We start from the raw sequence: 22384 nt of genomic DNA, 5'->3' as shown, positions 1-22384 counted from the left end.
TTGACTGTTGACTGTTGAAAAAAACAACTTTTATTTTATACTTCAGCGTTTTAAATTTATTAATTATCAGCTTTTAATCACTAATTATCAACCGAACTCCTCAGCTGGTTAATAAAATTTTTAATTATAACCTTTTAACTATTCATTAAAACCCACTTCCAAATCTGTAAACTTAAAACCTGTTCCATCAAACAGGCCTTTATCACTAAGTTTTAACGATGGAATAACGAGCAAAGCCATAAACGACAGCGTCATATACGGTGCTTTTAAAGTACTTCCTAATGTTTTTGCCATTTCATCGAGTTCGGCGTAAGCGTTCCCGATGGTTTCACCGTCTTGGTCACTCATAATTCCTGCTACGGGAAGCGGGACTATTTTTTCTTCGGAAGAAGACGCCGCACAAACACCACCTTTGTGTTTAATGATTAAATTCACCGCTTTACAAATCGCTTCATCACTCACTCCAACCACCACAATATTATGCGAATCGTGCCCTACGGAAGCCGCAATAGCCCCTTCCTTCAAACCAAAATTCTTGATAAAAGCTAAGGCTGGTGGCTGGTTTTGATAACGGTTTACCACAGCCATTTTAAGAACATCCGTTTCGGTGTTAGAAACTAAATTTCCGTTTTCAATGGTTGCTTTTTCAATTATTGCGTTTGTGATTAACTGGTCTTCTAAGGCTTCAATAACACGTATTTCTTTAGCCGAAGAAGGTATTTCAAATTCAGAAACTGTTTTAGCATCACAATGGAAATTATTCAAGTTTTCAAAAGCAACGGTTTCAATTAAAGATTTTCCTTGGCTAAAAACCAAATCGCCATTCACATAGGTTTGAAGTGTTTTAAAATTCACAAGATCTTCAAGAACTATCAAATCGGCGGCATCACCAACTTTTAGTTGTCCCACATCCAAATTATAGTGTTTTACAGGATTTACACAAGCCATTTTTAAGACTTTAAACAAGTCCACACCCTTTTTAACGGCTCTCGCACATAATTGGTTGATATGTCCGATAAGCAAATCGTCTGGATGCTTATCATCACTACAAAACATCATATTTTCAAAATGCTTTGGCGCTAAATCGATTAAAGCTTCAAAATTTTTGGCGGCACTCCCCTCTCTAATCAAGATTTTCATGCCCTTTTGGAGCTTCTCTTGGCCTTCCTCGAAAGTAAAACTTTCATGATCGGTATAAATCCCTGCGCTAATGTATTTATCGAGTTTTTCGCCAACAACACCTGGGGCGTGACCATCCACAGGTTTATTGAAGTGTTTGGCCCAAGCTATTTTTTTCAGCACTTCGTCATCGTCAAAAATAACGCCTGGGTAATTCATCATTTCCGCGAGGTATTTGATGTCGTCTGACTCTAAAAGGGTTTTAATGTCATCGGAATTAATAGTTGCTCCGGCGGATTCAAAAGTGGTTGCGGGTACGCAGGATGGTGCTCCGAAATTGAATTTAAAAGGTACCTTTTTACCGTTTTCAATCATAAATTTCACACCTTCAACCCCTAAAACATTAGCAATTTCATGCGGATCGGAAACCGTAGAAACCGTACCATGAACCACCGCCATTTTAGCGAACTCGCTAGGCACTAGCATCGAACTTTCTATGTGAATGTGTGCATCTACAAAGCCAGGCAAAATATAATGTTCTACATCATGGTCTTTTTCTGTGATAGAAACTATTTTTCCGTTTTCTACCTGAATTTCTCCTTTGTAAATTCGTTTGTTTTCTATGCCAACAATCTGTCCTTGTAGTTTCAAAATGCTTCGTTTTAATTTTATATAATTGTATTTACTTTTCGTCAAACAGAACTCGGTTTGGTGACACATCATTTCTTTGTTGTCATTCCGAGGAATCGAGGAATCTCATGAATCATTAAGAGATTCTTCAGTCGTACCTCCTTCTGAATGACAAACCATCAATTTGTTATGAGACCCTGAATCAAGTTCAGGGTGACGCAGGACTTCTTTCTTGTCATTACAACTTTTCCAAAACCTCTATTTTCAATATACCTTCAGTGTCTGGCGTCACTTTAAAACGATTATCTGCACGCCTATTCACCACCCATACAATGTCTTCTCCAGAACATAATAACCAAGTATTTTCTTTATCTAAAAGCGATAATTTTTCATCTTTAAAATACTTACTCAACTTCTTTTTTCCAGTCATCCCTAACGGATAAAACACATCGCCTTCTTGTTTTTTACGTAATGTTAAAGGAAACTTCAAAAGTGCTTTATCTACATAAATACAATTAGTATGTGTTTCTGAAATCTCTTCTACTTCAGAAAAAATCAGGGTTCCTAATGCGGTTTCTACCTTTTTCTCTGCTTCTGAAATTTGAATTTCTACTTCAGTTTCAGATTGCATTTCACTCAACAGTAAATGCTCGCGATTTTTCAATAAACGGTATGTATTTGAATAAATTTGTTTGCCTGTTTCAGCATCCAAAAGGTGTAGCACATCATCCCATTCTGTAAATCCGAATTCCTTAAAAGCTTCATACAAATACGGTTTCGGATTTTCTTTTTGTTTGAATTCTGAAATTTTAAACTTCACAATTCCGTTGTCAATGCTTTCTATACTTTTATTTAAAAAACCATCGACGGCGTCCTCCACAATCACCGCTGTATCTTGTAAGTTGTGCAAAGTATTGTCAAAACTCTTTAGTAAACTGGGGTTGATTTCTTTTAAAATCGGAATCACCTCATGACGCAACTTGTTACGTAAATATTTCACCGATTTATTACTGCTATCATCTCGCCATTGGATGCTATGTTCTTTGGCAAAAGCTTCTATATTTTCACTTGAAAACGGCAACAACGGACGCACAAACTTACCGTTTACTTCGGGAATTCCCGTTAAACCTTCTAAACCTGTACCTCTTGTGAAATTGATTAAAAACGTTTCTAAATTATCATCAGCATGATGAGCAGTTAAAATATAATCGTAACCCAATTGTTGCGACAATTCTTCGAACCAATTATACCGCAGTTCGCGGGCTGCCATTTGAATGGAACGTTTATGGTCTTGACTGTATTTTTCGGTGTCAAAATTTTGAACAAACACTTCTAAGCCTAAGTTTTCTGCTAATTTTTGCACAAAACTTTCATCGGCATCACTTTCATCTCCTCGTAAATTAAAATTACAATGTGCTAAGGCGATATTCAGATTTAATTGACGGCATAAATGTGTTAAAACAACGCTATCAATTCCGCCAGAAATAGCAATTAAAAGTTTACTTTCATTTAAGAATTTAAGTCTATTTTCGATATGATTTTTTAAAATTGCTAGCATAGTATCAAATATACAACTTTAGTGAAAATGAGTGTTTTTTAGCGTATCGCTTTTATGACTAAATTCCTGAAATGAGGATTAAAAAACCATTAACACAACTAACCCGTTAGTCTTTTTGCTCCAAAACCTCGCGCATGGCTTTGGCTTTAATGAGACACTCTTCATACTCTTTAAGGGCATCACTTTTGGCTGTAATGGCACTTCCCACAGAATACGACACGTATTTTTTACTAGCATTATACAAAATACTTCTAATCACCACATTAAAATCGAAATCGTTACTCGGGTTAAAATAACCAATCGCCCCTGAATACACACCACGCTTGGTTTCTTCTAAGTTTTCAATAATTTTCATGGCGGAAATTTTAGGCGCGCCAGTCATACTTCCCATTGGGAATGTACTCTTGATAATATCTACAGGATGTGTGTTTTTCTCAACCTTTGATGTGACTGTCGAAATCATTTGGTGGACTTGATCGAAGGTATATATTTTGCATAATTCAGTCACTTTTACACTTCCTTTTATGGCCGTTTTTGATAAATCGTTACGCACCAAATCAACAATCATGATATTTTCGCTACGCTCCTTTTCATCTTTAGCCAAATCAATTTTAAGTTGTTCGTCTTTTTTAGGGTTTTTAGAGCGTTTTGAAGTACCCTTTATAGGTTCGGAAATCATTAACTCACCTTCCTTTTTCAAATAGCGTTCTGGCGAAGCACTCAACACAAACTTATCGCTCATTTTTATAAAAGCAGCAAATGGCGGTTTGGAAATAGCATTTAACCTTTTATATGTTTCTAAAGGGTTTATCTGGGTGTTTTCAGCATAAAATTCCTGACAAAAATTGGCTTCGTAAATCGCACCATGCTGAATGTGTTTAAGCATGGTATTCACCTTTTCGCAATAGGCATCTTTATGAATGCGAAGTTTAATTTTCAGGTCTTCAAAAGGTGTTTCTTCAATATTTTCTTCGGAAGTATTTATCATTTCAATATCAGCTTCCAGTTCATCATCAACCGCATTTAAATACTGAATTTCAACACTATTTCCTATAAAAAGAAACAGTTTTTTCGGCTGAAAAAAGAACAAATCCGGAAACCCTAAACCATCATAGTTTTCAGATTTTAAAACTTCAACATCATTTTTTAAATCGTACGTTAAATATCCGAAAATCCAGTCGTTAACTTGAGATTGATATTCTTTCAGCTTTTCAAAACCATCAAAATAATCTGTTTGAATACTGGTGAAAGCATCTACAGCCAAAACGGCATCGTAACTAGAATAATTCTGAGCATAATTGTTAGAATCTAACCATACGACATCGTCAAATTGCTGACTCCAAAGCAGCGCTTTTTCCTTAAACTGCTGAATATCTTCTAGATTATGAATTTCTTTTGTTCTCAAGCGTACAATTTATGCCGTAAAGTTAGTTAGAATACTTAAAAAAAGACAAGTTTTGTATCTTAGTTTAAAATTTCCTTTCATGTTTACATTAGAAAACGATTTACTTAAAATAGCCGTTAAAAAAAACGGTGCCGAATTATGCCAAATACAGTCTACAAAACATGACACCCAATTTATGTGGGACGCGAATCCTGATGTTTGGGGCAGTTTTGCTCCGAATTTATTTCCAATTATCGGTGCTTTAAAAAATGGTTCATATCATTTTTCAGGTGAATCGTACAGCCTTCCGAAGCATGGCATCATAAGAAACAACACTGATATTGAGCTACATGAGCAAAGCAAAAACAGTTTAACTTTTAAGCTGATTTACAACAATGACACTTTAAAAGTTTATCCTTTTAAATTTGAATTCTATTTAACTTACACGCTTAAAAATTCTACCATAACATTAACACATAGCATTAAAAATGTAGACTCAAAAACCATGTATTTTTCTCTAGGCGGTCACCCCGCTTTTAAATGTCCGCTTAATGCTGATGAAATTTACGAGGACTACCAACTTGAATTTGAACACGAAGAAAACTCTAGCACCCATCTTATAAACATGGAAAACGGTTTGATTTCTTCTGAAACCAAGCCTATTTTCAATGCTAGTAAAACCTTAGCATTAACCCATGATTTATTTAATGCCGATGCCCTTATTTTTAAAGATTTGAAATCTAAAAAAGTGACGCTTAAAAGTAAAAATCATGGCGCCATTTTATCGGTTTCTTATAAAGATTTCCCCTACTTAGGTATTTGGGCAAAACCAACGGGCGACTACGTTTGTATTGAACCGTGGTTGGGTATTGCAGATCATGAAAACACCAATCAGGATTTCAAAACAAAAGAAGGGATCTTGCAATTAGAACTTAACAAAACGTTTGCAGCAAGTTATACTATTGAAATAGACCCAAAGCATTTAACTTAAATAGAATAATAAACGTAACTTTGCCTGCAAAATAGCATACCAAGACTTACTTCTACTAAAAAAGTAGGTCGAAAATTATTCACGGAAACCTCCTTTTTTATGGCTCAATTTCAAGATTTAAATTTAAACACGCCTTTATATAACGCCTTAGACGATTTAGGTTTTACAACGCCAACACCTATTCAAGAACAAGCTTTTAATGTGGTGAGTTCTGGTAAAGATGTGGTAGGAATTGCGCAAACGGGAACAGGTAAAACATTTGCTTACATGTTGCCAATTCTTAGAAACTTGAAGTTTTCGATGCAAGAAAATCCAAGAGTTTTAGTTTTAGTACCTACTCGTGAATTGGTGGTTCAAGTGGTTGATGAAATTGAAAAACTTTCAAAATACATTAATAATCGCGTTTTAGGGGTTTACGGTGGCACCAACATTAATACCCAAAAACAAGCTATCGCTCAAGGCATTGACATTTTAGTAGCCACACCAGGACGCTTATACGATTTAGCTTTAAGCCGTGTTTTACAGCTGAAATCCATTCAGAAATTAGTGATTGATGAAGTTGATGTGATGCTAGATTTAGGATTTAGACACCAATTAATCAATATTTTTGATATCCTACCGGAACGCCGTCAAAACATCATGTTTTCGGCTACAATGACTCAAGATGTTGATTTATTAATAAACGATTTCTTTAAAACTCCAGAGCGCGTTTCTATTGCCATTTCGGGAACGCCTTTAGAAAACATCAATCAGACGCGTTACGATGTACCGAACTTTTACACGAAAGTTAATTTATTAACGCATTTATTGAGAGATGAAGATACCTACAACAAGGTGCTTATTTTCGTGGCGTTTAAACGCATGGCCGATCGCTTATTTGAACAATTAGATGAATTTTTCAAAGAAGAATTATGCGTGATTCACTCTAACAAAACACAGAATTACCGTTTACGTAGTATTGAACAATTTCGAGAAGGTCAAAATCGTATACTAATCGCTACCGATGTGATGGCTCGTGGTTTGGATATTGATAATGTTTCACACGTTATTAATTTTGACACGCCAGAATATCCTGAAAATTATATGCACCGTATTGGTAGAACTGGTCGTGCCGAACGTTTGGGAGAAGCCTTAGTTTTTTCTACAAAAAACGAACAAGAGTCTATTGAAAATATTGAAGCTTTAATGAAAATGGAAATTCCGTTGTTGGAAATTCCTGAAGACGTTCAAATTTCAACAGAACTTATCGAAGAAGAGCGTCCGCAAATAAAAGAGCGAAACAACCCTACTAAACGCAAAGATGAAGATGCTCCTGGCCCGGCTTTTCATGACAAGTCAGAAAAGAATTCTAAGGAAAATTTAGGAGGTTCTTACAAATTCAAAATCGCTGCTAAATACAAAAAGCCTAAAACTAGAGGGGACAAGAATTATAATAAGCGTAATAAAAAGAAGTAATTATTTGCAGAAAATAAAAAAAGAGGCCCAAACAGCCTCTTTTTTTTATACTCAATAAAATGTTATTCTTAGATATGCAAAGCACGATCTTCGGTAGCAGCAAGCGCCGCTTCTTTAATCGCTTCAGTAAATGTTGGGTGAGCGTGAGACATACGCGATACGTCTTCCGCGGAAGCGCGATATTCCATCGCTACTACAGCTTCAGCAATCATATCGGCAGCACGTGCACCAACCATATGTACTCCTAAAATTTCATCGGTCGTTTTATCCGCTAAGATTTTTACAAACCCGTCTAAATCCATACTCGCTCTACTTCTACCTAAAGCACGCATTGGGAAAGACCCCGTTTTGTAAGCTACACCAGCTTCTTTTAACTGCTCTTCAGTTTTACCAACTGTAGCAACTTCTGGCCATGTGTAAACGACACCTGGAATTAAGTTATAATCAATATGTGGTTTTTGACCTGCTAAAGTTTCAGCAACAAAAACGCCTTCTTCTTCAGCTTTATGAGCTAACATCGCGCCTTTAACAACATCACCAATCGCATAAATGTTTGATGCGCTAGTTTGTAAGTGATCGTTAACTTCTACACGACCTCCTTCGTCTAGCTTCACACCAGCTGCTTCAGCATTTAAACCGTCAGTATAAGGGCGACGACCCACAGAAACTAAACAGTAATCACCTTTGATTTCTACTTCTTCGCCTTTTTTATTATCTGCTTTAATTACAACCTCGTCTCCAACAGTTTCAACAGACTTTACTTTATGAGACAAGTTCATTTTAAACTTCGCCTTTTTAAGTACTTTATTTAATTCTTTAGATAAACCAGCATCCATAGTAGGGATGATTCTATCCATATATTCAACAACAGTAACCTCAGCACCTAAACGTTTGTACACTTGACCTAACTCTAAACCAATAACGCCACCACCAATAACCACTAAATGTTTAGGGATTTCTTTTAATTTTAAAGCTTCGGTAGAGGTAATCACACGCTCTTTATCTAATTTGATAAACGGTAAGCTAGATGGCTTACTTCCTGTTGCGATAATGGTATTTTTTGCTTCAATTTCAGTCGACTCTTCGCCTTCAATGGTAATGTGAGTCGCATCTTTAAAACTTCCTAAACCTTGATATACATCAATGTTATTTTTCTTCATAAGGAAGTCGATACCTCCAGTAGTTTGGTCTACAACAGATTGCTTACGTGCAATCATTTTTTCCAAATTCACTTTAATGTCACCTGGAATTTCAATACCATGCTCTTCAAAATGCTTAACCGCATCTTCGTAGTGGTGAGAAGAATCTAAAAGTGCTTTACTTGGGATACATCCCACGTTTAAACAGGTTCCACCCAGCGTTGCATATTTCTCTATAATGGCCGTTTTCATGCCTAATTGCGCGCAACGAATCGCTGCTACATATCCTCCAGGACCCGAGCCAATAACGGCTACATCGTATGAATTCATAATATATTTTTGAAATTATCTTAAATTAATGTCAGAATCAAAAATACGAATGTTTTACGCTTCAACAATAAAAATTAGGGCTTTATAACTTGAATTTATAATTTCTAAATTTAAAGTATGGTATATTCCTAAATATCCTAAAAATCATTCTAAATACAAGTTTTCTTCTATCAAAATCCACATTACATATAGCACCATTATTCTTTATAAAGTTTAAACTATCAGCAAGTAATCACTATAAAACTTATATTATCGTTAACAATTTTGTATTTTATATCAATTAACTTTTAACACCTTTTTTATTATGGAAGATCATATTTATAAAATTATTGAAATTGTTGGCACCTCTAATAAATCCAGTGACGATGCCGTGACGAATGCCTTAAATAAAGCATCAAAATCAATTCAAAACTTAAGATGGTTTGAAGTTACCAATACCCGAGGCAGCATTGAAGACGGAAAAGTGGACCGATGGCAAGTGACTATCAGGCTAGGATTTACCATGAATGGCTAAATTCTAAATAAAGCACAACAAAATTATCAACGAAAACGCAGTTTATAGAAGTCACAAATTAAAAATTGTTTAGTTTTGTGCTTCATGCAAAAGAAAATAAACATACAGAATAAAAAAGCACGGTTTCAATATGAAATTTTAGATAAGTACACGGCGGGCATTGTGCTCACAGGTACCGAAATAAAATCCATTAGAAACAGTCGGGCTTCTATTGCCGAAAGCTTTTGTGAATTTAATGAGAAGGGCGAACTTTTTGTGATTAATATGACCATTGAGGAATACATTTATGGCACCTACTACAACCATAAACCAAAAGCAGAGCGCAAACTTTTACTAAACAAAAAAGAGCTTAAAAAGTTAAATAAGGAAGTTCAAAATACGGGACTCACCATTATTCCGTTACGCATGTTTATTACAGATCGCGGTTTTGCCAAACTAGACATCGCCTTAGCTAAAGGTAAAAAACTCTATGATAAACGTGAATCTATTAAAGATCGTGATAACAAAAGAAACTTAGATCGGGTTAAAAAAATATATAAGTAATTTATAATTTTGGCGTTAAAGTTGATACTTATTGAAAAATCAATTCATACCATGATGTTAAAAAGCCTTACCTTTTTTTTAATTTTTATAACTGTCCTTAATTTAAACGCTCAAGACCAAAAGCAAATAGACACCAGTACTGTTAAAAAAGCAGTTTTTACTGTAGATAAGGAATCGACTTTAACATTAGACAGTACTATAAAGACATATTACAAGGTTGTTTCTGCAAAAAAAGATACCGTAAGAAACTGGAAACAGTTTAAACATTTATTTAAAAAAGACGCGAAACTTATCCCTAGCGGAAAAGATAAAATGGGCGTTTACCACGTAAGTTATTTATCGCCAGACGACTACAAGAAAAAATCTGGTGATTGGTTTAAAGCCAATGGCTTTATTCAAAAAGAAGTCCATCGTAAAACAGAAATTTTCGGAAACATGGCGCAGGTGTTTAGCACCTTTGAAGCCTATCACGATTTGTCTGATGAAGAACCTTTTTTACGTGGTATCAATAGTTTTCAGCTTTTATACGATGAAGAACGCTGGTGGATTATTAATATCTTTTGGACCCACGAAACGTATCGTCACCTCATCCCAAAAGACTACTTACCTAGAAAAGGGAGAAGCTAGTTTTTAATTGAATATTATTATCTAGTTATTGGTTGTTAGTTATTAGTTACTTGAGCTTACTCATAAGTGGTTATTTCAGAGAAACTGACAGCGAGTTTTCTAGACAAAGATTTTCACAGATTATTTTTCGCTTCGCAATTTATTAATTTTTATCCTCTAATAAAGGTACAAACCTAAATTCGCCAAATTCCTCCTGCTCAAATTCTTTAGGTCCCTTTCTGGTAAACATCGTCATAACCTGTACATCATCTCCAACTGGAATAACCAATCGCGCGCCTACTTTAAGTTGCTTCAATAAAGCTTTTGGCACAAAAGGTGCACCGGCCGTTACAATAATACCATCAAAAGGCGCTTCTTCAGCTAAACCTATATAACCATCTCCAAAAATTAATTTTTTAGCACGGTAACCTAATTTTGGTAAAAACCGACTTGTTATTTTAAACAATTCATTTTGACGCTCAATACTGTAAACTCTTGCTCCTAATTCACAAAGTACAGCGGTTTGGTACCCGCTTCCTGTTCCTATTTCTAGAATTTTGTCACCTCTTTTTATTTGAAGTAATTCCGATTGAAAAGCCACCGTATAGGGCTGAGAAATGGTTTGATCGGCTGCAATAGGAAAAGCCTTATCTTGATATGCATGGTCTAAAAAACTGGAATCCATGAATAAATGACGTGGAATATTTCCAATCGCTTTTAAAACGTTTTGATCTTTTATCCCTTTGTTAATTAACACGTTAACAAGTTGCTGTCGTAATCCCTGATGTCTAAATGTATCTTTCAATTTGGCTGGAGGTTTGGCATACAAAAATAAGGCAACCTTTTTAAGAGCACCCCTTTTTTTAAAATTTATTTTTCATTTTATTAAAGGAAAAAATAAGCTTCAAATACACAATATCATGTTTTAATTATCTTATTTTTGTTGAAAACCTAAATAATTATGCTAAAAGCTGGAGTACTAGGTGCGGGACACTTAGGTAAAATTCATTTAAGACTGCTTAATCAATCTGAAAAATACAATCTTATTGGTTTTTATGATGCCGATGAAGAAAACGGTAAAAAGGTTGAAGCCGAATTTGGTTATAAATTTTTCAACTCGATTGACGCCCTAATCGATGCGGTTGATATCGTAGATATTGTTACCCCTACACTTTCGCATTACGATTGTGCAAAACAAGCCATTTCCAAAGGCAAACATATATTTATAGAGAAACCTATTACGAATACCGTTGAAGAAGCCGAACACATTCGTGAACTTCTAGCCGAACATAATTTACGCGGACAAGTAGGACACGTAGAGCGTTTTAACCCGGCGTTTATCGCGATAAAAGACGATATTAAGTCTCCTATGTTTATCGAAACGCATCGTTTGGCTGAATTTAATCCTAGAGGAACCGATGTACCCGTGGTTTTAGATTTAATGATTCACGATATCGACATTATATTAAGTATTGTAAAATCTAAAGTAAAACACGTTTCGGCAAGTGGCGTTTCAGTAATAAGTGAAACACCAGATATTGCCAATGCAAGATTAGAATTTGAAAATGGCTGTGTGGCGAACTTAACTGCCAGTCGTATTTCACTTAAAAAAATGCGTAAAGCACGTTTTTTCCAAAAGGACGCTTATATTTCAGTTGATTTCTTAACTAAGAAATGTGAGGTTGTAAAAATGAAAGACGCTCCTGAAAACCCTGGAGATTTCGATATGATTCTTCAAAATGCTGAAGGCGTAAAAAAACAAATCTATTTTGACAACCCTGAAGTGCCAGACAGCAACTCTATTTTAGATGAATTAGAAACTTTTGCTGACGCGGTGAATAACAACGAAACGCCAATTGTGTCTTTACATGACGGTACCGAGGCACTTCGCGTAGCCACTCAAATTATAAACTGTTTCTAAATGAAAAATGTTGCAGTTATAGGCGCAGGAACTATGGGCAACGGTATTGCGCATACGTTTGCGCAAAGCGGATTTAAGGTGAACCTGATTGATGTCAATAACGATGCTTTAAAAAAAGGCATTCAAACAATTACGACCAACCTGGATCGTATGGTGAACAAAGAAAAGATCACGGAAACGGATAAAACAACCACTTTAAGCCACATAAAAACATTTACCAATTTAAATGAAGGGGTTTCTAACGCTGATTTAATTGTTGAAGCAGCCACAGAAAATTTAGAATTAAAACTTAAGATATTTAAAGACATAGATGAAGCTTGTTCAGATAGCACCATTTTAGCGACAAACACCTCCTCTATCTCTATCACTCAAATTGCAGCAGCCACATCAAAACCAGAACGTGTGATAGGCATGCATTTTATGAATCCGGTGCCCATCATGACATTGGTGGAAATCATTCGAGGCTACAACACCAGTGATGCAGTTACAAATAGTATCATGGCACTTTCTAAAACCTTAGGAAAAGAACCAGTTGAAGTAAACGACTATCCAGGCTTTGTTGCGAATCGCATTTTAATGCCTATGCTAAACGAATCGATTGAAACCTTATACAATGGCGTGGCTGGTGTTTATGAAATCGACACCGTTATGAAACTAGGTATGGCACACCCCATGGGACCTTTACAATTAGCAGATTTTATTGGTTTAGACGTGTGTTTATCGATTCTGAATGTGATGTATGACGGTTTTAAAAACCCGAAATACGCACCCTGCCCCCTATTGGTAAACATGGTTCGCGCAGGAAAATTAGGTGTAAAATCTGGTGAAGGTTTTTATGACTATTCTGAACACAGAAAGGCCGAAAAAATTGCGGCACAATTTCTAAAATCTTAATTTTCATTCCCTCTAATCAAAAATGAAGCTTCTTGTGAGTTTTATAAATTAACAAGAAAAACAAAATATATAATGAGCATTTCAGAAAACCTGAAAAACATAAAATCTACGCTTCCAGATCATGTTACTTTGGTCGCGGTTTCTAAAACCAAACCCGTAAGCGATTTAATGGAAGCTTACAACGCTGGTCAGCGTATTTTTGGAGAGAATAAAATCCAAGAAATGGCCGAAAAACATGAAATCATGCCAAAGGACATTCAGTGGCATATGATTGGTCATGTTCAGCGAAATAAAGTGAAATACATGGCAGAATTTGTGTCGTTAATTCATGGCGTTGATAATTTCAAACTGTTAAAAGAAATTAATAAGCAAGCTGAAAAACACGAAAGAACCATAAACTGTTTGCTTCAGATTAAAATCGCTTCAGAAGATTCTAAATTCGGAATGACATTATCAGAAGCTGAAGCTATCATGCAATCGGAAGACTTTTCAGCATTAAAAAACATTAAAGTAACCGGTGTCATGGGCATGGCAACTTTTACGGAAGATGAAGCTCAAATTAAATCAGAATTTAATAAATTAAAATCTGCTTTTGATAGCTTAAAAAACATAGAACACCTTAACTTTAAACCTGAAACTATAAGCATGGGCATGAGTGGCGATTATAAATTAGCTATAGATTGTGGCAGCACCATGGTTCGTGTGGGAAGTAGTATATTTGGGCATAGGGAGTATCATTGACGGGTGACCTTTGACTGTTGACCTTTGACTGTTGACCTTTGACTGTTGACCTTTGACTATTGACTATTGACTATTGACTATTGAAAAATGATTATTAATATTGATAAGTTAACTTTTAACGACATAACTACTTAACTCCCTAACTACTTTAACTACTTAACTCCAAAACCACAAACTCATATATTGTACGCCATACTAGACATAGAAACCACCGGAGGAAAATTTAACGAAGAAGGCATTACCGAAATAGCTATCTATAAATTTGACGGTCACGAGGTGGTTGATCAGTTTATAAGCTTAATCAATCCTGAGCGTGAAATTCAGCCTTTTGTAGTAAATCTTACAGGTATTAACAGCAATATGCTTAAGAATGCCCCTAAGTTTTATGAGGTTGCGAAGCGTATCGTTGAAATTACCGAAGGCTGTATTTTAGTCGCCCACAACGCACAATTTGATTATAGAATTTTATCTACAGAGTTCCGTCGTTTAGGATTTGATTATGAACGTAAATCCTTATGTACAGTTGAACTTTCTAAAGATTTAATTCCCGGTCAGGCTTCTTACAGCTTAGGAAAACTAGTGCGTTCACTAGGCATTCCTGTTACCGACAGGCACCGTGCTTCTGGTGATGCCTTAGCAACCGTAAAACTATTCAAATTACTGCTAGATAAAGACACGACTAAAACAATCATCAAAAACGCCATTCGTTTAAGTCCGAAACAAAAACTAACCCCAAAACACCTTGATATTATTGCCGAAATGCCTTCTATCACAGGCGTATATTATATGCATCAGGAAGATGGTGATATTATATATATTGGGAAAAGTAACAATATAAAAAAACGTGTTAATCAGCATTTTACGAACAATAGTTCGAAAGGCAAAAAACTTCAATCAAAAGTTTCTGCAGTCACCTACGAAGCTACAGGAAGTGAATTGGTAGCACTTTTAAAAGAAAGCGAAGCTATAAAACGATTAAAACCAAAGTTTAATCGTGCGTTGCGACGCTCTGTCTTCACTTATGCCTTATATAGCTTTGTTGATGAAAAGGGCTATGTAAATTTAAAAGTAGATAAGGCAGACGGACGAAAAAAAGCCATCACGACTTTTAGTAATTTACAAAGTGGTAAAAGTTTTATAACACGAGCAGTTGAAGAATTTCAATTGTGTCAAAAACTTGCTGGCCTTTACAAAACGAAATCCAGTTGTTTTCATTATGATATTAAAACCTGTAATGGTGCTTGTATTCAAAAGGAATCTCCTGAAGACTATAACACGCGTGTTCAATCGCTTATCTCGAAATACAGCTACGCCAACAAAAACATGGTTGTTATCGATCGCGGTCGAGACATTGACGAACGTAGTGCCATACTCATAGAAAACGGGGTTTTTAAAGGTATCGGTTTCTATAATCTTAACTACCAAATCAATAACATAGAAGTTCTGGAATCCATAATAACTCCCATGGAAAACAATCGCGATTCACAACATATTATTCAAAGCTATTTGCGTAAAAATAAACGTTTAAAAATAGTTGAATTAGGCAATTAATAAGTACCAATAATTCTTTTCTTACTTTTGAATTTATGAGCAGTCAAAAAACATCCTGGAAACAAAAACTTCATGAAATTATTTATGAAGCCGACACTCCTGCTGGAAAGCTTTTTGATGTTATTTTACTCATCACCATCATTGCCAGTATCTTATTGGTTATGCTGGAAAGCGTTAAAAGTATCGATGAAGAGTACCATGCCTTTCTAAACATTTCAGAATGGATCATTACCATTCTTTTTACCATAGAATACGTCATTCGTGTAGTTACTGTAAAAAAGCCCATCCGCTATATTTTTAGTTTTTATGGCATCATTGATTTACTGTCAACCATACCAAAATACATTTCACTTTTTTTCGGAGGCATCCATGCTTTGGCGGCTTTAAGAGCCCTTCGCTTACTGCGCGTGTTTAGAATATTAAAACTCGCCCGTTATTTAGGCGCATCTAAAAACCTTGTGAACGCATTAAAGGCTAGCCGTGCCAAAATAGCGGTATTCCTATTTGCGGTAATTATTATTGCTATCATTTTAGGCACTATCATGTATTTAATTGAAGGCGAAGAAAACGGCTTTACAAACATCCCAAGAAGTGTGTATTGGTGTATCGTAACCCTCACCACCGTTGGATTTGGAGATATTGCACCCCAAACCCCTCTAGGTCAATTTATCGCCGCTATAGTAATGGTTTTAGGTTATGGAATTATCGCCGTACCTACAGGAATTGTATCCGCAGAATACACGAGCCAAACCAATAAAAAACCCGAAACTACAGGCCCACCAGAGCCACTCATTCATTTGAATTCTCAGTCCTGCTCTAATTGTACTGCCGAGAAACATAAAGACGGAGCAAAATTTTGCTACCGTTGTGGTGAAAAACTGTAAAAGTATTTGGGCGTTACCACGCTCTGGCGCGGTCAGGCTTTCCGTTGCAATCTTTTTAAAATTCTTTGTTTGATGTTTGTGTTAATTGGTGAACTTATCGCGTTTTTTGAATGTGTATTTTTAAGCTCATGTTTTAAAAAGGATTTCCACTACAATCCTTAACGCAGGCCAACTTTCAAAAGATATTTTTAACTCCAAACATTTGGCTAATCCGTTTTTCAATATAACTTTACAAAATATCTAAAAACGACCATCATAAATTCAGAATCCAAATACCTCATTAGCATTGTTGGGCCTACCGCCATTGGAAAAACAGCACTCAGTATTAAACTGGCGCAACATTTTAATACCGAAATTATTTCAGCCGATTCAAGGCAGTTTTTCAAAGAAATGAGCATTGGTACCGCAGCGCCAACTCTAGAAGAACGCGCTGCTGCCCCACACCATTTTATTCAACATAAATCCATTCAAGAAAATTATAATGTGGGAGCTTTCGAAAAAGACGCACTTGCTTGCTTGGAGGACTTATTCAAAAAACATGATGTTGTGATTATGGTTGGCGGATCAGGACTATATGTTGATGCTGCGGTAAAAGGATTAGATTACTTCCCAGAAGTAGACCCAAAAATACGTGAAGGGTTAAATAATGACTTAGAATCTAAAGGTTTAGAGTATTTACAAAACCAACTTAAGGAATTAGACCCCAAAAGTTACGAAACCATTGCAATTGATAATCCGCATCGCGTAATTAGAGCCTTAGAGATTTGTATAGGTTCAGATAAACCATATTCCTCATTTTTAAATAAAGGCAAAGAAAAGCGGCACTTTAAGACGATAACTGTAGGGTTAAAAGCCGATAGAGAAATCATATACAACCGCATCAACCAGCGCGTAGATATTATGATGGAACAAGGTCTACTAGAAGAAGCAAAAGGTTTAATAGAGTTTCAGAGCTTGAATGCCTTAAATACCGTTGGATACAAAGAAATTTTCAACTATTTAAATGACGAATGGACTTTAGATTTTGCCATTTCCGAAATCAAAAAGAACTCTCGTCGTTTTGCTAAACGTCAACTCACTTGGTTTAAACGAAATGAACACACCTTGTGGTTTGATTATTTGGAAGATTTAGGAAATATTATAAACGCTATAAACGAAAGTATCTCAAAAAATAATTAAGATATTTAGCAAAGCAATTAATATCACTTTAAACTTTAAGGAAATTATAACAATATCAAATAAAATAACATTTGCACCTTAGTAGTTATCTCATTTAATTTATCTTTATCACCTATTTAATTATTCATACCCTATGAACACCTTTTTAAAGCGCGTCTTAATTCTATTATCTATAGTAGCCTTAGGATTATTTTTATATTCTGTTTTTGTTGAAAATATTTTCGCGCCTCGATTGAGTCCAGAGGACACCGTAGAATTTAAATTAAATGATTTAGAACTTGAGGTGTTTTACAACAGACCATACAAAAAAGGACGTGAAATTTTTGGAGCCCTGGTGCCTTATAATCAAGTATGGCGTACTGGTGCAAATGAAGCCACTACTTTTGAAACCAACCAAGATCTAGAAATTAATGGGATGCCATTAGCTCCTGGTAAATATACATTATGGACCGTTCCAAAGGATTCTACTTGGACGGTCATTTTTAATTCAAAACAATACAAATGGGGTGTCAATGCAGAAATGCAACCAATGTGGGACCCTAATTACGATGTGATTACCACCAACGTTCCTGTTCAAAAATTGGATAATGATGTGGAGCAATTCACGATTGCATTCGACAATTCAACAGATAACCTTTTCCTAACGATGGCTTGGGATGATGTTAAAATTAGTCTTCCTTTAAAATAACCTCATAACCAGCTACTTAAAACACAATACGAACTAAATAAAGTTTACGGATAAATATAATTAACAAAAAAACTGCGTAAAACTCAAATAATTCATTTGTAGCTTACGCAGTTTTAATTTTTCAGAAAACCACTCGCTATCAATAATATCATAAATGATTGAATTAACTTCAAAAATACAAGCCGAATTACAAGTCATAATAACCAAAGCTATTGCAGATGGCAAACTAAACAAAGAAACGACCCGCATGGTGATAATTCGCTTTTCTGAATCGTTCAATCATTTATTAGTTTATGCACACGATAGTTGGGACTTAGACTATGATTACTCCGATATTATTGAAGATAGTGAAAAGGAACTGGAGGCACGTTTAGGACATATTAGTATTCAGGAGTGGATAGATATTGCCGATGAAGCTTTTGATAATCAAGATAAACTAGATACCGATTACACCAATCAAGCGCTTACTTTGGCGGAACGGTATGAGGATTTTTGGCCTATCATTCACTTTAATCATCATGAAGATGGTTTGTATAAGTCATTTTTAATTGTTTTGCGCGAGCGTTTACTTGAGCAAATTAATGATGCCGTAGCCGAAGTTGCATGTCAAAACAGCGACACTTTCACCCACTTGGTAGGTTTTGTGATGAATGAGATGATATTTGACGATAGCGATAATAGCAATCATATTTGTGCTTTCACTTTCCCCCAAGCCAAGGCTCCCTTCCACAAAACTCATCTACTCTTGCCAAAAATTAAAATTACGTACCCCTTTGCGAAGGTTGTAGATGATGGCTTTATATTGTTATACCCCAAAGGAAGTGTACTGAATAAAAATAATGAAGAAGAAAGCAATGCCTACTATTTAAAGTTGGCAGACATGGATTTGGTAGTACCTAATAAGCGACAAAAAAATAAGTTTGTTTTTAGACTAAAGACCGAAACCGAGAACTGGGAGTTATCTAACAATTATAGTGAGGGAGAATGGATTAAACCTGCCCTTGAACTTTATGCCGATTTGAATAAAATGGCAGGTGTTCAACCTAAATTAGCACCTAGCGATGAAGTGCCTGACCCGATGCAAGACAAACAAGAATTTGCTACATGGCTTAAACATTTTGTTGATGGCAAAATGAATATGCATTATAAACAAATTAATCAAATATTAACTTTTAAAGAAGCTTCTATTCAGCTTATAGCCGATATGTGTTCAAGCAGCAAGAAACACTACGAAACCATTCTTGAAAAATGGGCCGAAGCAGAACTGGAGAAAGGTAATTATCAAAAATGCATTGATATCTTAAAAAATCATCCCGAAATTGGTGAGTATGAAAATGCGAAATTGGTAGAAAGTTATTACCACCTCGGCGATCAGTCGATGGTTGCTTGTTTTAATGCCATTAAGTTTTACAAGCCTAAAAATGAAGTGTCGGTGTATCATTGGGTAAATGAGGTGAAGCTTCGCCAAGCTGGTGATTCGAGCTTGCGTTCAGAAGAAGAAATGCTTGCTGAGATTGACGCCTTCATTCAAAAATACACCAGTTATGCAATGGAAAGCTCAGGCTACCTAGCTTTGTGTCGTTTATATACCTTGCAGGGTAAAAAGTCCGAGGCTATAAAAGCACTGGCTAATGTTGATTTTTCCACCGCTCGTTACCTTCGTTTTGCACGTACCGAATTTAAAGACGAATCAGATTTAATAAATGTTATTGAAGAATATGAAACGCGTCAGCTAAGTAAGCAGAAAACAGAAGCAACTTTTGAAGCCATTACTGTTTCGGCCCCTCGCGACGAGGATAAATATGAATGCGACCTGCAACCTCAACAACAGCTTAAACAATATGTTGAGAAAGAAGAAGATTTCGACGATATGTCATGCAATTGGATCATGCCACTAAATGAACATCGTTTTGTGACTTTCAACGAAAAAGAAGGGGTGTTTTTAGTAGAAAGAAAAGCCGATGGAGAATTGGTAAAAACAGCTACTGTTACCGAGGAGCTACCACACAACCCATCGCCACCAAGCTATGCCAATGGCGAGTTGTATATTCCTTTCAGGAAAAAGGGCATTGCCAAATACGTATTGCAAGGTGACGAATTTGTATTTGCAGAAATACTACAAAGCCCACAAATATTCGATATTTCGGCCCTATGTGTGTCTGGCGATTATTTATACGCAGTTAATAACGATTTTTTAGAGGTCTATTCCATTAAAAATGGTGAATTTAAATTAATATCTGAGCCGCTATATATTGGTTTAGAATTTGGCATGCACATTTATGGCAATCTTTTAATTATCGATAATTATGCATTGGCGCTTATCGATATCTCAGATGCTACCAAACCTGCATATTTATCACGTATTTCAGATACTACCAAAGGCGAAAATGGCTATGTGGCAGTAATAGATAATTACCTTGTTTGTTCTTCGGTTTTCGATATATCAGATTTAAGTGCACCAAAACATTTGCTATACTTGGGTGATGAAGTAACACCTGTTATTGATTTTACAGGTTCCATTCCAAAAAGTGTTTTTGCATCGGCCAGTTACCCTATGCTAAAGCAATTGGTGGTGGAAAATGGCAAGGTGCAAATAAAAAAATGGATTTCGTGTACAGACGAAGATGGCGAAGATGAAACCTATATAACATCGAATTTAGCTGTTTTTTGCTTTAAAGATCGTATGTTAACATGGACAGATTTTCGAAATACTCACTTTGAGTTGGTGGATGCGCCACCATTGGAGCTTCCAGAAAAAATAAACTTTCAGTCATACGCAAGCTTTGCTATCAACTATATGCTTGAAGACATTCACAAGTCGCAACCCGATTTTTTAATTGGAAAATTTGTACTTGATGCTTTTGATAGTAGTATATCTATACAAATTCATCCATGCTCATCACTTGTAACTATTAGCGATGGTTATACACAAGGAAGAACGATACCTATTTGCAAATTAAGATTTAGCTACTATAATTATTGTAAAGAAATACTTGGAAAACCGTTCGACGAGGATAAAATGCGTTTTGTACTCGATTTAGATGTATTAAAGGAGCAAATTTTAAACAGTGCCTTGTTTAAGAAAATGCAATCGAAGCACATTTATTTAAATATAGGTAAAAGCAGAGAAATAATAACAAATCTCGAAAAACCATGGCAACCATTTATCGCATCTTTTAATAATGATGTAGCAAATCCTGTTATTGAAAACAAGGAACTGAATGCATCTTCATTAGCACATCTTTTAATAGATAACTTTGAGCATGACCATAAATTTGATAGTTCAATAGACTACGAATTTGTTACTCAGCCGAAAATTAGTTAGTATAATTCAATGGTAATTGCCTAAAATACAGATAACACTCACTAGGTTCTAGCTTGCTAACAAAGGTTGCTCTAATTCAATTGGTTGTGTATAAAACATAAACACTAGAATTAAACAACTTTAGGTTTTGCAAAGCGTTTCAACATGTATTTTGCTATAAAGTAAAACAAGGTCCCTCCAAGAACCCCAAAGGTTAATCCGCAAAGGATATCTAACGGGTAGTGCACACCAACATAAATTCTACTATACGCCACAATTAAGCTCCAAAAGATTAAAATAATCATAAGGTATTTGTAGTATGGCTTTAGCATGAGTCCAGCAAAAATGGCTGCTGCCATAGAGTTTGATGCATGACCTGAGAAAAATCCATATTTACCACAACGCACGGCTATAAAACGCACTTGATCGGCGATACTTGGTTCACGACAAGGTCTCAAGCGTTGAAACCCGCGTTTAAAAGCATTGGTAGTTTGATCGGTAAACGTAATCATTAAAGCAATTACAACAACACAAATCAGTAATGACTTAAGTCCAAATTTCTTATAAATTAAGTATAATAAGATCGCGTAAAGCGGAACAAAAGTAAGTTCATCGGTTATTAGTAACCAAAGGCTATCCCAAGTTGAAGATCCTAAGTTATTTAAGTATAAAAATAATTCTGTGTCGTACTTTAATAATTCTTCTATCATATAAAATAAACTAATCTTCGTATTTCGCTACTTCATTATCGTAAAAGTCACTGGCTAATTTAATAGCATTTTCAGTTTCAGACTCTAATTCCTTTTGGTCTTCAGCATCAAAATCTTCAAACCATTCAACCTCATCATTTTCAAGGTTGATTATGAAACGTGGGAATTCGGTATGAATAACATAAATAGCATTAGGGAATTCAGTATTATCACCTAAAATAAACTTTGGAAGACTCATTTTTC

General features: G+C 35.5%; 20 protein-coding genes. 13 read left to right on the top strand and 7 right to left on the bottom strand.

The features are described 5' to 3' along the window. Positions 1–138: 138 nt before the first annotated feature. The 3 genes from ade to Q4566_RS02040 all read right to left on the bottom strand — a co-directional run bounded on the left by ade (position 139) and on the right by Q4566_RS02040 (position 4712). A complete protein-coding gene (gene ade / locus Q4566_RS02050) occupies positions 139–1770 on the bottom strand; it encodes an adenine deaminase (RefSeq protein ID WP_303417744.1) in 1632 nt (543 codons plus the stop codon). Positions 1771–1987: 217 nt separating this feature from the next. Next, positions 1988–3307 (bottom strand): tRNA lysidine(34) synthetase TilS, encoded by a 1320-nt coding sequence (gene tilS / locus Q4566_RS02045; RefSeq protein WP_303417742.1) that lies wholly within the window; start codon positions 3305–3307, stop codon positions 1988–1990. Between the two features lie 106 nt (positions 3308–3413). Further along, complete coding sequence (locus Q4566_RS02040; RefSeq protein WP_303417740.1) at positions 3414–4712, bottom strand: anthranilate synthase component I family protein; 1299 nt, start codon at positions 4710–4712, stop codon at positions 3414–3416. Between the two features lie 79 nt (positions 4713–4791). Between Q4566_RS02040 and Q4566_RS02035 the strand changes: the two genes are divergently transcribed. Next, complete coding sequence (locus Q4566_RS02035) at positions 4792–5682, top strand: aldose 1-epimerase family protein (protein WP_303417738.1); 891 nt, start codon at positions 4792–4794, stop codon at positions 5680–5682. Between the two features lie 99 nt (positions 5683–5781). Further along, positions 5782–7137 (top strand): DEAD/DEAH box helicase, encoded by a 1356-nt coding sequence (locus tag Q4566_RS02030; RefSeq protein ID WP_303417736.1) that lies wholly within the window; start codon positions 5782–5784, stop codon positions 7135–7137. Positions 7138–7205: 68 nt separating this feature from the next. Here Q4566_RS02030 and lpdA read toward each other — a convergent pair whose 3' ends face one another. Beyond that, entirely contained in the window at positions 7206–8606 is a 1401-nt protein-coding gene (lpdA, locus tag Q4566_RS02025; RefSeq protein ID WP_303417735.1) for a dihydrolipoyl dehydrogenase, read from the bottom strand. 304 nt (positions 8607–8910) lie between these two features. On the opposite strand from lpdA, the gene Q4566_RS02020 reads away from it, so the two are divergent. The 3 genes from Q4566_RS02020 (at position 8911) to Q4566_RS02010 (ending at position 10290) form a co-directional block, all read left to right on the top strand. Then, on the top strand, positions 8911–9120 hold the full coding sequence (locus Q4566_RS02020) for a dodecin (RefSeq protein WP_303417733.1): 210 nt from the start codon (positions 8911–8913) through the stop codon (positions 9118–9120). Positions 9121–9204: 84 nt separating this feature from the next. Further along, positions 9205–9663: an SsrA-binding protein SmpB gene (gene smpB, locus Q4566_RS02015; RefSeq protein ID WP_303417731.1), complete on the top strand. Its 459-nt coding sequence runs from the start codon at positions 9205–9207 to the stop codon at positions 9661–9663. Positions 9664–9714: 51 nt separating this feature from the next. Then, complete coding sequence (locus Q4566_RS02010; protein WP_303417728.1) at positions 9715–10290, top strand: hypothetical protein; 576 nt, start codon at positions 9715–9717, stop codon at positions 10288–10290. 142 nt (positions 10291–10432) lie between these two features. Here the strand turns inward: Q4566_RS02010 and Q4566_RS02005 are convergent, their stop codons facing one another. Beyond that, complete coding sequence (locus Q4566_RS02005; RefSeq protein ID WP_303417726.1) at positions 10433–11074, bottom strand: protein-L-isoaspartate(D-aspartate) O-methyltransferase; 642 nt, start codon at positions 11072–11074, stop codon at positions 10433–10435. A gap of 156 nt (positions 11075–11230) precedes the next feature. Here Q4566_RS02005 and Q4566_RS02000 point away from each other — a divergent pair, with 156 nt between their 5' ends. The 8 genes from Q4566_RS02000 to Q4566_RS01965 all read left to right on the top strand — a co-directional run bounded on the left by Q4566_RS02000 (position 11231) and on the right by Q4566_RS01965 (position 21452). Beyond that, on the top strand, positions 11231–12190 hold the full coding sequence (locus tag Q4566_RS02000; protein ID WP_303417724.1) for a Gfo/Idh/MocA family protein: 960 nt from the start codon (positions 11231–11233) through the stop codon (positions 12188–12190). After that, positions 12191–13084, top strand: a complete 894-nt coding sequence (locus Q4566_RS01995) for a 3-hydroxyacyl-CoA dehydrogenase family protein (protein WP_303417722.1) — start codon at positions 12191–12193, stop codon at positions 13082–13084. A 72-nt stretch (positions 13085–13156) separates the two neighbouring features. Further along, complete coding sequence (locus Q4566_RS01990; protein WP_303417721.1) at positions 13157–13825, top strand: YggS family pyridoxal phosphate-dependent enzyme; 669 nt, start codon at positions 13157–13159, stop codon at positions 13823–13825. Between the two features lie 183 nt (positions 13826–14008). After that, positions 14009–15376, top strand: coding sequence for an exonuclease domain-containing protein (locus Q4566_RS01985; protein ID WP_303417720.1), 1368 nt, complete (start codon positions 14009–14011; stop codon positions 15374–15376). Between the two features lie 35 nt (positions 15377–15411). Next, entirely contained in the window at positions 15412–16260 is an 849-nt protein-coding gene (locus tag Q4566_RS01980; protein WP_303417719.1) for an ion transporter, read from the top strand. A 255-nt stretch (positions 16261–16515) separates the two neighbouring features. Next, on the top strand, positions 16516–17439 hold the full coding sequence (gene miaA / locus Q4566_RS01975; protein ID WP_303418121.1) for a tRNA (adenosine(37)-N6)-dimethylallyltransferase MiaA: 924 nt from the start codon (positions 16516–16518) through the stop codon (positions 17437–17439). Positions 17440–17572: 133 nt separating this feature from the next. Continuing rightward, a complete protein-coding gene (locus Q4566_RS01970) occupies positions 17573–18127 on the top strand; it encodes a DUF2911 domain-containing protein (RefSeq protein ID WP_303417718.1) in 555 nt (184 codons plus the stop codon). Between the two features lie 154 nt (positions 18128–18281). Further along, entirely contained in the window at positions 18282–21452 is a 3171-nt protein-coding gene (locus Q4566_RS01965) for a hypothetical protein (protein WP_303417717.1), read from the top strand. A gap of 110 nt (positions 21453–21562) precedes the next feature. Here the strand turns inward: Q4566_RS01965 and Q4566_RS01960 are convergent, their stop codons facing one another. Together Q4566_RS01960 and Q4566_RS01955 are read right to left on the bottom strand one after the other, a co-directional pair. After that, complete coding sequence (locus tag Q4566_RS01960; protein ID WP_303417716.1) at positions 21563–22141, bottom strand: phosphatase PAP2 family protein; 579 nt, start codon at positions 22139–22141, stop codon at positions 21563–21565. 10 nt (positions 22142–22151) lie between these two features. Beyond that, a complete protein-coding gene (locus Q4566_RS01955; RefSeq protein WP_303417714.1) occupies positions 22152–22379 on the bottom strand; it encodes a hypothetical protein in 228 nt (75 codons plus the stop codon). Positions 22380–22384 lie beyond the last annotated feature (5 nt).

Source organism: Tamlana sp. 2_MG-2023 (assembly GCF_030548465.1).
Classification (GTDB): domain Bacteria; phylum Bacteroidota; class Bacteroidia; order Flavobacteriales; family Flavobacteriaceae; genus Pseudotamlana.
The sequence above is the reverse complement of the archived record's forward strand: the minus strand, read 5'-3'. Positions and strand labels throughout refer to the sequence as shown.

Coding starts and splice junctions, on each gene's coding strand:
- Q4566_RS02030 (WP_303417736.1), top strand. CDS start 5,782: ATGGCTCAATTTCAAGATTTAAATTTAAACACGCCTTTATATAACGCC.
- Q4566_RS01990 (WP_303417721.1), top strand. CDS start 13,157: ATGAGCATTTCAGAAAACCTGAAAAACATAAAATCTACGCTTCCAGAT.
- Q4566_RS01965 (WP_303417717.1), top strand. CDS start 18,282: ATGATTGAATTAACTTCAAAAATACAAGCCGAATTACAAGTCATAATA.
- Q4566_RS01970 (WP_303417718.1), top strand. CDS start 17,573: ATGAACACCTTTTTAAAGCGCGTCTTAATTCTATTATCTATAGTAGCC.
- Q4566_RS01995 (WP_303417722.1), top strand. CDS start 12,191: ATGAAAAATGTTGCAGTTATAGGCGCAGGAACTATGGGCAACGGTATT.
- Q4566_RS01955 (WP_303417714.1), bottom strand. CDS start 22,379: ATGAGTCTTCCAAAGTTTATTTTAGGTGATAATACTGAATTCCCTAAT.
- smpB (WP_303417731.1), top strand. CDS start 9,205: ATGCAAAAGAAAATAAACATACAGAATAAAAAAGCACGGTTTCAATAT.
- Q4566_RS02035 (WP_303417738.1), top strand. CDS start 4,792: ATGTTTACATTAGAAAACGATTTACTTAAAATAGCCGTTAAAAAAAAC.
- Q4566_RS01980 (WP_303417719.1), top strand. CDS start 15,412: ATGAGCAGTCAAAAAACATCCTGGAAACAAAAACTTCATGAAATTATT.
- Q4566_RS02020 (WP_303417733.1), top strand. CDS start 8,911: ATGGAAGATCATATTTATAAAATTATTGAAATTGTTGGCACCTCTAAT.
- Q4566_RS01960 (WP_303417716.1), bottom strand. CDS start 22,141: ATGATAGAAGAATTATTAAAGTACGACACAGAATTATTTTTATACTTA.
- tilS (WP_303417742.1), bottom strand. CDS start 3,307: ATGCTAGCAATTTTAAAAAATCATATCGAAAATAGACTTAAATTCTTA.
- Q4566_RS02010 (WP_303417728.1), top strand. CDS start 9,715: ATGATGTTAAAAAGCCTTACCTTTTTTTTAATTTTTATAACTGTCCTT.
- lpdA (WP_303417735.1), bottom strand. CDS start 8,606: ATGAATTCATACGATGTAGCCGTTATTGGCTCGGGTCCTGGAGGATAT.
- Q4566_RS02000 (WP_303417724.1), top strand. CDS start 11,231: ATGCTAAAAGCTGGAGTACTAGGTGCGGGACACTTAGGTAAAATTCAT.